12 protein-coding genes are annotated in these 11,316 nt (G+C 65.9%); 4 read left to right on the top strand and 8 right to left on the bottom strand.

Translation table 11 applies throughout. The features are described from left to right. Window positions 1–99 precede the first annotated feature (99 nt). Together LG367_RS02525 and LG367_RS02520 are read left to right on the top strand one after the other, a co-directional pair. On the top strand, window positions 100–1,143 hold the full coding sequence (locus LG367_RS02525; RefSeq protein WP_226467634.1) for a C2 family cysteine protease: 1,044 nt from the start codon (window positions 100–102) through the stop codon (window positions 1,141–1,143). 84 nt (window positions 1,144–1,227) lie between these two features. After that, on the top strand, window positions 1,228–1,698 hold the full coding sequence (locus LG367_RS02520; protein ID WP_226467633.1) for a hypothetical protein: 471 nt from the start codon (window positions 1,228–1,230) through the stop codon (window positions 1,696–1,698). A gap of 40 nt (window positions 1,699–1,738) precedes the next feature. On the opposite strand, the gene LG367_RS02515 is transcribed toward LG367_RS02520, so the two are convergent. From LG367_RS02515 to rhlB, 8 genes are all read right to left on the bottom strand, one after another. After that, a complete protein-coding gene (locus tag LG367_RS02515; protein ID WP_226467632.1) occupies window positions 1,739–2,125 on the bottom strand; it encodes a DUF3037 domain-containing protein in 387 nt (128 codons plus the stop codon). Next, the gene (locus LG367_RS02510; protein WP_226467631.1) at window positions 2,103–2,879 is read right to left on the bottom strand and encodes a HipA family kinase; all 777 of its coding nucleotides are present in this window, start codon (window positions 2,877–2,879) and stop codon (window positions 2,103–2,105) included. Before LG367_RS02510 ends, LG367_RS02515 begins: the two co-directional genes overlap by 23 nt. Before the next feature lie 25 nt (window positions 2,880–2,904). Next, window positions 2,905–3,627 carry a uracil-DNA glycosylase gene (gene ung / locus LG367_RS02505; RefSeq protein WP_226467630.1) on the bottom strand — a complete coding sequence of 241 codons (723 nt, stop codon included), beginning with the start codon at window positions 3,625–3,627 and terminating at the stop codon, window positions 2,905–2,907. A 110-nt stretch (window positions 3,628–3,737) separates the two neighbouring features. After that, complete coding sequence (locus LG367_RS02500) at window positions 3,738–4,184, bottom strand: DpnI domain-containing protein (protein WP_226467629.1); 447 nt, start codon at window positions 4,182–4,184, stop codon at window positions 3,738–3,740. Window positions 4,185–4,189: 5 nt separating this feature from the next. Further along, a complete protein-coding gene (locus LG367_RS02495; RefSeq protein ID WP_226467628.1) occupies window positions 4,190–5,023 on the bottom strand; it encodes a response regulator in 834 nt (277 codons plus the stop codon). A gap of 10 nt (window positions 5,024–5,033) precedes the next feature. Further along, complete coding sequence (ftsX, locus tag LG367_RS02490) at window positions 5,034–5,966, bottom strand: permease-like cell division protein FtsX (protein ID WP_226467963.1); 933 nt, start codon at window positions 5,964–5,966, stop codon at window positions 5,034–5,036. Between the two features lie 67 nt (window positions 5,967–6,033). Further along, window positions 6,034–6,723 carry a cell division ATP-binding protein FtsE gene (ftsE, locus tag LG367_RS02485; RefSeq protein ID WP_226467627.1) on the bottom strand — a complete coding sequence of 230 codons (690 nt, stop codon included), beginning with the start codon at window positions 6,721–6,723 and terminating at the stop codon, window positions 6,034–6,036. A 190-nt stretch (window positions 6,724–6,913) separates the two neighbouring features. After that, the gene (gene rhlB, locus LG367_RS02480) at window positions 6,914–8,641 is read right to left on the bottom strand and encodes an ATP-dependent RNA helicase RhlB (RefSeq protein WP_226467962.1); all 1,728 of its coding nucleotides are present in this window, start codon (window positions 8,639–8,641) and stop codon (window positions 6,914–6,916) included. Window positions 8,642–8,871: 230 nt separating this feature from the next. On the opposite strand from rhlB, the gene trxA reads away from it, so the two are divergent. Then, window positions 8,872–9,198: a thioredoxin TrxA gene (gene trxA / locus LG367_RS02475; protein ID WP_226467626.1), complete on the top strand. Its 327-nt coding sequence runs from the start codon at window positions 8,872–8,874 to the stop codon at window positions 9,196–9,198. 300 nt (window positions 9,199–9,498) lie between these two features. Then, the gene (gene rho / locus LG367_RS02470) at window positions 9,499–11,211 is read left to right on the top strand and encodes a transcription termination factor Rho (RefSeq protein WP_226467625.1); all 1,713 of its coding nucleotides are present in this window, start codon (window positions 9,499–9,501) and stop codon (window positions 11,209–11,211) included. Window positions 11,212–11,316: the final 105 nt, after the last annotated feature.

Here is an 11,316-nt window from a genome sequence, read left to right as displayed (position 1 = left end):
CACGCCCAAGACCCGACGAAACCCCCAATTTCTGCTTGACCGAAGGCCCAATCGGGGTATTAGCTTTTCGCCGCCCAAACTCGCTCAAGGAGAGCACTTATGGCCGGGACGCCTACCCCTCGCTTCACCAGCGAAGACCTCTTTCGCAAACACGGACAACCTCAGGCTCGCGACATCCAGCAGGATGCGCTGGGCGACTGTTTCTTCGTCGCCTCGCTCGGCGCCATCGCCGATCAGCAGCCGAGCCGGATCAAGGACATGATCCAGTACGACCCCAAGACCGAAACCTTCAGCGTCACCCTGCACAAGGACGAAGGCGGCAAGATCAAGCCGGTCAAGCTTGAAATCACCCAGGCCGAGCTCGAGGACAACCTCAAGCGCCAGGGCGGCAGCACGGTCGACAACCGCAAGACCGGCGACTCGCCGATCTGGCCGGCGGTGATCGAGACCGCGTTCGCCAAGTTGAACGATTCCGACCCGAAGGTCGAAGGCCTCAAGGAAGGCTACAACGTCATTGCCGCGGGCGGTAAGGCGCGCAACGCCATGCTCACCCTCACCGGCAGCAAGGGCGAGGACATCAGCAACGCCACCGCGCAGAGCATCGGCGTCGACAAGACCCTCGAACGCATCGACAAGGCGCTGATGGACGGCCGCCCGGTGACGCTGTCCACCGATCCGGAGAAGGCCGGCGCGCCGCAGGACGGACTGGTCGACAACCACGTCTACACCGTCGAGCGCATGTACAAGAACCAGGCCGGCGATGTGATGGTCGACCTGCGCAATCCGTGGACGAACAACAGCAACGTCGGCGAAGGCAAGGACAGTCCGAGCCCGATCATGACCGTGAAGTTCAACGACATCCTCAAGGATCAGGGCTTCGAGTATTTCAACATCGGCCCGGAAGTGAAGACGCCCACCAAGACGCTCGGCGAAAAGGCCGGCGCGCAGATCGACGCGCTGCTCGGCAGCCTCGGCGATCCGGGCTCCTTCAAGGAAGCGCTGAAAGGCCTCGCCGGTTCGCCGGACGGCCAGGCCTTCCACGCCGAAGGGAAGCAGCTGGCGCAGGACCAGCAGGCCACGCAGCAGCAGCAGCCCGACACCGTCGAAGTCGCGGAAAAGGCCCCGGCCGCGCGGCGCATGTAACGCCGCCCGCCGCCTTCATCCCGGGCCGGAACCGAGGTTGTACAGTTCACCCAAACTGGTGCGTACCGGTCTCCGGGAGATGGCATGGCCCCACAACGCTTCCCCCTGTTGAAATCCATTCTTCTGACAGCCCTGCTGGGCATGACGGCAGGCTGTCCCGCTACCGAGGATGCCACCTTGATCGACCAACTTCCCGCATGGAGCGACCCGCAAGGTCAGCCGCTTTCACCGCAGCAACAGACCAGGACCGAACAGGCCCTGTCCGGCTGGCTCACCAATTACATGAAGGGCGAATACACCGTCACCGCCCAGCGCTACTTCCTGACGCGCAAGGACTTCACCACCTGGAACGCAGTCGAGAAACTGGTCGGCAACTATGTCGAACAGGATCTCGGCGGCACGCAGGAACGCTACAGCTGGCACGATCCCGGCATCGACCTCGTGGCGGTCTGGAAGGTCGGTGACGATCCGCGCCGCATTGCCGTGGCGATGACCAAGGAACCGCTGACCGACGGCCGCCGCCTGATCGGCTACTTCGAGCTCACGAAGAAGTAAGCGAAACGGTCCGGCACGCACGTCGTGCCGGACCCGGCTCTCAGACGCGCACCATGCGCGTCAGCAGGTGTTCGAGAACACCCTCCGGAGTGCTCGTGCGCCCGGTATGCACCGGCGACATCTGGATGATCGCGCTGCGTCGCGCGGTCAGCCAATGGAAGCGTGCGCGCGGCGGCAGCAGACCGATCGGCGCGGCCTCCGCGCCACCGCGACAGATACGCACCACGGCATCCAGATGGGCGCGCACCGCCTCAAGATCGACGCTCGGATCGATCACGCGCACACGCACCTCGTCGAGTTCGATCGCGGCGGTGAGCAGATTCGCGTCCGGACACGACACGATCACGCCGACGTTGACGAACTCCTCGCGCTCCACGCGCGGCACCACGCGCACGATGGCGTAGTCATACGTGGATGGACTGGGCACGGATCGCCTCCTCCACGAAAGCCGAGCGCCCGGACAGGCGCCGGCAGAAATATTCGATGTAGGCCAGACGGTGCTGGGCCGCGTCGTCGAATGCCGGCTCCTCCTCGAACCAGCTTTCCGGCACCAGCGAGACGATGCGCGCGATCGCGCTCTCGTCGACGCGGCCGGCCAGTTCGAGATCGACCTCGCGCAAGCGCGTGGCGAACGGCAGCAGCACGTGATCCTTGATCATCGCGAACGGCGCGGCCGCGCTGCGCGATGCACTGCTCCAGTCATGATGGAAATACAGCGCCGCGCCATGATCGATCAGGTACAGCCGGCGATGCCACATCAGCAGATTGGTATTGCGCGCGGTGCGGTCGACGTTGCTGACGAAGGCATCGAACCAGACGATGCGCGAGGCCAGCTCCGCTTCCGGGCGATCCACCAGCGGGTCGTAGTTGAGCGAGCCGGGCAGATAATCCAGCGCGAGATTGAGCCCGCCGCTGGCGCGGATCAGATGCTGGATCTCAGGGTCGGGCTCGGTACGTGCCATGTCCGGATCGAGTTCGACCAGCACGATCTCCGGCACCGGCAGACCGAGCGCGCGGGCGAATTCCCCCGCGATCAGTTCCGCGATCAACGCCTTCACGCCCTGCCCGGCGCCGCGGAACTTCATCACGTACATGCCCTCGTCATCGGCCTCGATCACCGCCGGCAGCGAACCGCCCTCACGCAGCGGCGTGACGTAGCGGGTGGCGACGACCGATCTCATCGAAGGCGTGCTCACGAATGCATGCTCACTTCACGATCAGTTCGGCGCGCGGCGGCAGCGACCAGTCGATCGGCGTCGCACCACGGCGCGTGAGGTAATCGTTGGTCGCGGAGAAATGCCCGCTGCCGAGAAAGCCGCGATGCGCCGACAACGGCGAGGGATGCGTCGTCTTCAGCACGCGATGCTTGCGCACGTCGATCACCCGGCCCTTGGCCTGCGCGTAACTGCCCCAGAGCAGGAACACCAATCCCTCACGCTCGCGATTGAGCGTGTCGACCACATGATCGGTGAAACCTTCCCAGCCCTTGCCCTGATGCGCGCCGGCGCGTCCCTCCTCCACCGTCAGCACCGCGTTGAGCAGCAGCACGCCGCGCTCGGCCCACGGCATCAGATAGCCGTGATCGGGACGCCGAAACGATGGCGTGACGCCGGGATCGCGCTGGAGCTCCTTGTACATATTGTCCAGCGACGGCGGCACCGGCACGCCCGGCAGCACCGAAAAACACAAACCATGCGCCTGACCCGGCCCGTGATACGGATCCTGCCCCAGGATCACCACCTTCACCGCATCGAACGGCGTGGCATCGAAAGCGGCGAAGATACGCGACGCCGGCGGATAGATGCGCGCGCCGGCCGCCTTGCGTTCTCGGAGGAATTGCGAGAGCGCGCGCATCTCGTCGCGCTGCAGGTAGTCGCCGACGTGCGCTTTCCAAGAAGGTTCGAGCTTGATGCGATCGTCGTCGGACATGGAACGGAATCGTGGAACGGAAGATGTCGAAGCGTACCCGCTTTTGTCTCAAAAGGCGGTCTACGCTTGAATTAAGCGACGCCGCGACGTGGCGTCTGCTTATTCGGCCGTTAAAGCAGACGAACGAATGCCCCTTCCGGCACCGCTCCAAGAACATACATGAAGCCTTGCCAGCCGGCACGTCTGGCCGAAGCAGAGAGTGGCTTACGAGCAGAGAACAGCGCAGGACTCTGGAAATCCACTGGCAAGTAGTAGACGGCCTGAGCAGCCGGCGCTTTTAGAACCAAGAAGAGCGGGAAGTAGATGCCAGAATCCATCCGTTCCTTTTGCGGCCCCCAAGCAGCCCCGAGAACCTGCTTGGGCAGAGGCGAAACGACGGGGACTGTCATGGCTTTCACTTGCGCCAAGAACCCGCAGAAGTCACAAATAAGGTCAGCACATTTGAAATTTGGCGGTAGAAGCTTCAGCGTCTTTGGCCGCTTGCACTTGGGGCAGGTGCACTTTGCCGCAACCAACTTCTCGCCCCATGTGCCCAACTGTTGCTTTGCTGTTGCCATAGAAGCTAGTGCTCCGAGATCCGCGCCAACCGCAACTGGAACAACGCCTTCGTCACCAGCAACCGCTCCTCGATCGGCTTGATCACCAGATCGTTCGCGCCTTCGCGCAGCAGCGTCGACTGGTTGTCGCGATTGGCATCGCCGGTCATCACCAGCACCGGCAGGCGGCGCTTGCCGTAGCCGAATTCGTTGCGCACGGCGGTGAGCACGTCGCGCCCGTCGAGCGCGCCTTTCAGATAGACGTCGGTCAGCACGAGATCCGCGCCCGGCGCGTCGCCGGCATCGCGCCGCTCGCGCAGGAAATCCAGCGCCGCCTCGGCGCTGACGACGTGGGTGACGCGCATCGCCCGCGCCTGCAGCATGCGCATCGTCGCCAGCGCGACAGTGCGGCTGTCCTCGATGTAGAGCACGTGCGCGCCTGGAATCGGCTCCGGCTGTACGTAGCCGCGAATGAACGCCGCCAGCGCATGATGACCGAGCGACTTGTCGAAATAGTCGGTGACATCCTCGGTGAACCGCCGATTCTCCAGATGCGACTGCGCATCGCCGGAAATCACGATCACCGGCATGTAGCGCTGGCCCGCCGCGGTGCGCACCGCCTGCGCGAGCCGCAGGCCGTCGCCGTCGGGTAGCACCAGCGCGGTGGTGACGAGGTCGACGGGCGTGGAAGCCAGCGCCGCGGCGGCTTCCGCCAAACCGCTGCAACCGATCACCTCGACGTTGGGCAATTCGCGCAGCAGCACATCGCCGATCAATTTGCGCATCATCCGCGAGCCGTCGACCACCATCACCCGCGGTGCATCGCTGGCAACGTGGCGGAGGTCCTGGGCTGCGGCCATGATCGCGAGGTCAGGTTTCGGTCGGACGGGTCTGGCGCAGGAAGTGGCCGGTGACCAGGCCTCCGCCCAGCCAGCCGAGCAAGGCGGCGCCGATCAGCACGATCAGGATCTGCATGGGTGTGAAGCCTGCCAGTTCAAAATGACTGCCATAGCTGCGCGCCAATTCCGCCAGCGGCTCCTGCAGCGCGAACCCCATCGCCGTCAGCAGCCCGATCGCGGCGGCACCGGCCGCCAGGCCGTACCACGCGCCCAGATACAGGAACGGCCGGCGAATGAAGCCGTCGGTGGCGCCCAGCAACTGCAGCACGCCGATTTCCTCGCGCCGCGACTGGATGTCCAGACGCACGGTGTTGCCCACCACCAGCAGCGCGCCGAGGCTGAGCAGCGCCGCCAGCACCCAGGCGACGCGGGTGCCGAAACGCAGCCAATCGTCGAGCCGCGCGCGCCATTGCGCGTCGTGCTGCACCACATCGGCTTCCGGCAGTTGCCGCAGTCCGTCGGCGAGCATGGTCTCGTCGCCCTTTGGCGTGATGATCAGCAGGAAGGGCAGCGGATTGTTTCCCGCCGCGTCGATCGCATCGCCGAGACCGCCTTTGTCGCGCAGTTCATCGAGCCCCTGCTGCGGCGTGCGCAGTTCGACCTTGCCGACATTGCGGCGGCCGCGCAGATCCTGCGCCAGCGCTTCCGCGCGCGCGGCATCCACGTCCTGCTTGAGAAAGACGCTGATCTCGCGCGACTGTTCCACATGCCCGGCGAAGCGTTCGACATTGCCCAGCACCAGCCACAAGCCGAGCGGCAACGCCAGCGCCACCGCCATCACGCCGATGGTGAGCAGCGTCGCCCACGGTTTGCCCAGCACGCGGCCGAGGCTGGCGACGAAGCTGTAGAGATGATGATCGAACCAGGTGCCGACGGGACTGGGTTTCGGAGACGGCACGCGCATCAGCGGCTCGGCGCCCGCCACCACCTGCGCAAGCGGATTGGCGCGCGTCGCGGGCGCCTGCGGGGCGTCACTCATCGGCAAGATCCTCCGGCGAGATGTCGTCGGCGAGCGTGCCGTGATCGAGCACGAGCACCCGCTTCTTCATGCGCTTGACCAGACCGAGATCGTGGCTGGCGATCAGCACACTCGTGCCGCGTGCGGGCAGCGAGGAGAACAGCGTCATGATCTCGGCCGACAAGGTCGGATCGAGATTGCCGGTGGGTTCGTCGGCGACCAGCAGTTGCGGCTCGGACACCATCGCCCGCGCGATGCCCACGCGTTGCTGCTCGCCGGCCGACAGCTGCGAAGGCAGCGCGCGTTCACGCGCGCCCAGGCCGAGCTTCTCCAGCACGCTGCGCACGCGCCGCGCGATCTCGCCACGGCGCATGCCGCGCAGGATCAGCGGCAGCGCCACGTTCTCGAACACGCTGCGATCGGTGAGCAGGCGATGATCCTGGAACACCACGCCGACCTCGCGCCGGTGCAGCGCGACGCGACGGCCGCGCACCTTCATCAGATTGCGTTCGCCGAACAGCACGGCGCCACGGCTCGGCCGCTCGGAGAGATGGATGAGCTTGAGCAGCGTGCTCTTGCCGGCGCCGGAATGGCCGGTGATGAACAGCATCTCGCCGGCCTGCACTTCGAAACTGACGTCCGAGAGCGCCGCGTGGCCGCCCGGATACTGCTTGCTGACGTTGTCGAAGCGGAGGACGCTCATGCTGTGATTATGCCTGAAGCCTTTTACCCTTCTCCCTCAGGGAGAAGGTGCCCGAAGGGCGGATGAGGGTGGGGAAGTGGATGCGCCATGGAGCGCTCCCAGGGCAATGACTCTCCCCGCCCTCATCCGGCGCTTCGCGCCCCTCAGCCGCTTGAAGCGGCTTCGATCTCCCGGAGGGAGAAGGGAAAATCTAGTGCTGTGTCCGCGGCGCGCGGGTGACCAGCTTCTTCAGGCCGCGGCCGATGCGGGACAGCAACGACGGCGCGGGTTCGGACGACGCGGTCGCGGGCTTGCTCGGCTTGACCTGCTGGGGCGCGCGAACCGACGCGGTCTGCGTGCCCTGCGCCGGCACGGTGTTCTGTGCCACGGCCTCGCCACCTTCGACACGGCGTCCGCCGCGACGGCGGCGACGCTTGCGCGGTGCGCGTTCCTCCCCTTCCACCACGGCCGGAGCGCTCGCAGCATTCGCCACCTGCGGACGCGGCGCGTCTTCCGGCTTGCGCGGCGGACGCGGTTCGCGTTCGCGCCGGCCTTCGCCGCCACCGGCTCCGGAACGTGCTTCTCCAGAGCGCGAGCGACCAGCACCACCGCCGGCACCATGCCCTCCGCGTCCACGCGAACCTCCGCCCCGGCGTGCCTCGTCGGCAGCACGCTGCTCGCGCGCCTCCTTGAAGATCTCGCCGATGCTTTCCTCCTCGTCCTCGATCTGCACGTCGCCGCCTTCACGCGGCTTGCGCGGCAGCGCGGTCAGCAGGTCCGGCGTCACCGGCTCGGAGGGAATCTTCTGCTCGATGTACGCCTCGATGTCCGGCAAGCCCATCGCATAACGCTCGCAGGCGAAACTGATCGCATCGCCCTCGGCGCCCAGGCGCGCGGTACGGCCGATGCGGTGGACATAGTCCTCCGCGTCGAACGGCAGATCGTAGTTGTAGACGTGGCTGACGCCGTCGATGTGCAGACCGCGCGCGGCGACGTCGGTGGCGACCAGGATTTCGAGCTGGCCGGCCTGGAACCGCTTCAGCAGCGTTTCGCGCTTCTTCTGCGGCACGTCGCCCGACAGCACGGCGACGCGGTAACCCGCCCGCTCCAGCGCACGCGCGACACGCTCCACGAAGGCCTTGGTGTTGACGAACACCATCGTGCGCGCGCCCTCGCTGCGCGACAGCAGGCCGAGCAGCAGCGGCAGCTTTTCCTCGTCCGCGGGGTAGTACAGCTTCTGCCTGACGCGCGCGGCGGTGACGGTCTCGGTCTCGACCACGAGCTTCTCGGGCTCGTTCATGTGCTCGTAGGCCAATTCCAGCACGCGATGGCTGAGCGTGGCCGAGTACAGCAGCGTCTGCCGCTCGGTGCGCGCCGGCATGCGGCGCAGCAGGAAGCGGATGTCCTTGATGAAGCCGAGGTCGAACATGCGGTCGGCCTCGTCCAGCACGCAGATCTCGCAGGCGTGCAGCGAGACCACCTTGTGCTGCTTGACGTAGTCGATCAGGCGGCCGGGCGTGGCGATGATGACGTCGGCCCCGGCCTGCAACAGCGCGCGCTGCTTGTCGTAATCGACGCCGCCATAGACCAGGGCGAACTTCAGGCCCAGGTCGGAGGCGAACTTCATCGCATCCTTGTGGATCTGGATCGCCAGTTCGCGGGTCGGCGCCAGGATCAGCGCGCGCGGGTCCTCGGGCTTGCGTTCGGCCAGGGCCGGACGCGACAGCAGGCGGTTGATGACCGTGATCAGGAAGGCCAGGGTCTTGCCGGTGCCGGTCTGCGCCTGGCCGGCGACGTCGCGTCCAGGCAAGGCCACAGGCAAGGTCAACGCCTGGATCGGCGTACAGCGGGTGAACCCCGCAGCGTCGAGCCCCGCCAGCAAGGCCGGGTGCAGATCGAACGCGGAAAAAGTGATATCGGTAAGAGGTTTGTCGCTCATGAAGAATGCAGTGTGCGCATCGATGCGCTTGCGTGGATGGCGGCCGCCGCGCAGACTGGCTGCGCCGGCCGAATGTTCGGCCACGGCTTCGGAACCGCCCTCCTTGGTTCGGCCGCTCGCTCTTGAAATGACTCTTGAAACGGTCGCGCCTTACCCCAGTTTAACAGTTAACCGGTACCGCCACGCGGCGCCATGTGATTTATATCCCCTTGATTGACCAGGAGATTGCAGTGAGCGACAAGATCATCCACGCCACCGACGCCGATTTCGACACAGCCGTGCTGCAGTCGTCCGAGCCCGTGCTGGTCGATTTCTGGGCCGAATGGTGCGGTCCGTGCAAGATGATCGCCCCCGCCCTGGACGAGCTGGCCGAGACCTACGACGGCAAGGTCCGCATCGCCAAGGTCAACGTCGACCAGAATCGCGGCACCGCGATGAAGTACCACGTGCGCTCGATCCCCATGCTGCTGCTGTTCAAGGACGGCCAGGTCCAGGCCACCCAGATCGGCGCGGTCGGCAAGGCGCAGCTCGCGCAAATGATCGACAAGGCGCTCTGAGCGCCCCGGCGCGCCGGCGCAACACCCGCTGGCGCGCGCGAAATGCTTGATTTCCGGGGCATTGCCCCCATCTCCGAATCGTGGCCTGGCGCCCTCCCCGTCAGCCCTGACCACAGGCTTCGATGAACCATCACACACCCGGCGCTTGCCGACGTGTCTGGTCGGTGCTAGTTTTCTCATAACCGGCGGTTCAATCGGCGCGGCCCACCGCGATCCACACGCCGCACCCATCTCGAAGCCTCCTCTTTCCACATCCCGTCCGCCTTCTGCGGACGCTCGCAGCTAGCGAGGAATTCGCACTTGTCCAACAAAACTTCCGATTCCGGCGATACCGCCGTGAAGCGCGTGCGCAAAACCGTGCGCACCACCAAGGCCGCCAAAACCACGGCCGACGCGCCCGAAACCGCGCCACTCCCTCTCGCTCCACCGCCTCCGGCCCAGACCGCGCCACCGCCGGCGCCGCCCCCACCGCCTCCCGCCCAGCACGCCGAAGCGCCCGCCGCTTCTTCTGAGTCCTTCAGCAACGGCGGCGGCAACCCCAACAATGGCAACGGCCAGGACGGCGGCGAGCAGCGCTCGCAGCAGCAGGGCAACGACTTCGGCAACCGCCACAACCGCCGCGACCGCTTCCGCAATCGCCGCGACCGCAACAACAACCGCGGCTACCGTGAAGACGGCCTGCCCCGCGAAGACGGCAACAACGACCAGGCGCAGCGCCTGCCGCCGCCGAACATCCCCGAAGGCTTCCCGCTGTACTCGCTCGGCGACCTCAAGCGCATGCCGGCGCAGAAGCTGCTCGACATCGCCGAACAGCTCAACATCCACGAAGGCGTGGCCCGCGCCCGCAAGCAGGATGTCATCTTCGCCCTGCTGAAGGTGCTCACCCGCCACGGCGAGGGCGTCGCCGCCGACGGCGTGCTGGAAATCCTGCCCGACGGCTACGGCTTCCTGCGCTCGGCCGAGGCCAGCTACCTGGCCGGCCCGGACGACACCTACATCTCGCCCAGCCAGATCCGCCGCTTCAACCTGCGTACCGGCGACCATCTCTCCGGCCGCATCCGCTGGCCGAAGGACGGCGAGCGCTACTTCGCCCTGGCCATCGTCGACACCATCAACGGCGAACCGCTGGAAGCCAGCCGCGGCAAAGTGCTGTTCGAGAACCTCACCCCGCTGTTCCCGCGCAAGCGCTTCAAGCTCGAACGCGGCGATGGCTCCACCGAGGACATCACCGGCCGCATCCTCGACCTGATGGCCCCGCAGGGCAAAGGCCAGCGCGCGCTGATCGTCTCGCCGCCGAAAGCCGGTAAGACGATGATGATGCAGCAGGTTGCCACCGCCATCACCAGCAACCACCCCGACGTGCACCTGATCGTGCTGCTGGTGGACGAGCGCCCCGAGGAAGTGACCGAAATGCAGCGCACCGTGCGCGGCGAAGTGGTCTCCTCCACCTTCGACGAGCCGGCCGCGCGCCACGTGCAGGTCGCCGAGATGGTGATCGAACGCGCCAAGCGCCTGGTCGAGCACAAGAAGGATGTCGTCATCCTGCTCGACTCCATCACCCGCCTGGCCCGCGCCTACAACAACGTCGTGCCTTCTTCCGGCAAGGTGCTCACCGGCGGTGTCGACTCCAACGCCATGCACCGCCCGAAGCGCTTCTTCGGCGCGGCCCGTAACGTCGAGGAAGGCGGCTCGCTGACGATCATCGCCACCGCCCTGGTCGACACCGGCAGCGCGATGGACAAGGTGATCTACGAAGAGTTCAAGGGCACCGGCAACTCGGAAATCCATCTGGACCGCCGCATCACCGAGAAGCGCGTGTACCCGGCGATCAACGTCAACCAGTCCGGCACCCGCCGCGAGGACCTGCTGATCGAGCCGGACCTGCTGCAGAAGATCTGGATCCTGCGCAAGCTGCTGCATCCGATGGACGAAATCGCGGCGATGGAATTCCTGCTCGACAAGATGAAGACCACCAAGTCGAATGACGAGTTCTTCCAGTCGATGAAGCGCTGAGGTTCCACACGGCTTCAACAAAAACGCCCCGCATGATGCGGGGCGTTTTTGTTTTACACGAGATTCCAGCATCGCCTGCCACGCGCTGACCGCACCACCTTGGCT

This window comes from Luteimonas panaciterrae (genome assembly GCF_020511115.1).
Taxonomy (GTDB): domain Bacteria; phylum Pseudomonadota; class Gammaproteobacteria; order Xanthomonadales; family Xanthomonadaceae; genus Luteimonas; species Luteimonas panaciterrae.
The sequence above is the reverse complement of the archived record's forward strand: the minus strand, read 5'-3'. Positions and strand labels throughout refer to the sequence as shown.

What these genes read in the sequence shown, in the direction of transcription:
- rhlB (WP_226467962.1), bottom strand. Translation starts at nt 8,641, where the DNA reads ATGAGCGACAAACCTCTTACCGATATCACTTTTTCCGCGTTCGATCTG.
- ung (WP_226467630.1), bottom strand. Translation starts at nt 3,627, where the DNA reads ATGTCCGACGACGATCGCATCAAGCTCGAACCTTCTTGGAAAGCGCAC.
- LG367_RS02525 (WP_226467634.1), top strand. Translation starts at nt 100, where the DNA reads ATGGCCGGGACGCCTACCCCTCGCTTCACCAGCGAAGACCTCTTTCGC.
- ftsX (WP_226467963.1), bottom strand. Translation starts at nt 5,966, where the DNA reads ATGCGCGTGCCGTCTCCGAAACCCAGTCCCGTCGGCACCTGGTTCGAT.
- LG367_RS02495 (WP_226467628.1), bottom strand. Translation starts at nt 5,023, where the DNA reads ATGGCCGCAGCCCAGGACCTCCGCCACGTTGCCAGCGATGCACCGCGG.
- LG367_RS02500 (WP_226467629.1), bottom strand. Translation starts at nt 4,184, where the DNA reads ATGGCAACAGCAAAGCAACAGTTGGGCACATGGGGCGAGAAGTTGGTT.
- ftsE (WP_226467627.1), bottom strand. Translation starts at nt 6,723, where the DNA reads ATGAGCGTCCTCCGCTTCGACAACGTCAGCAAGCAGTATCCGGGCGGC.
- LG367_RS02510 (WP_226467631.1), bottom strand. Translation starts at nt 2,879, where the DNA reads ATGAGATCGGTCGTCGCCACCCGCTACGTCACGCCGCTGCGTGAGGGC.
- LG367_RS02520 (WP_226467633.1), top strand. Translation starts at nt 1,228, where the DNA reads ATGGCCCCACAACGCTTCCCCCTGTTGAAATCCATTCTTCTGACAGCC.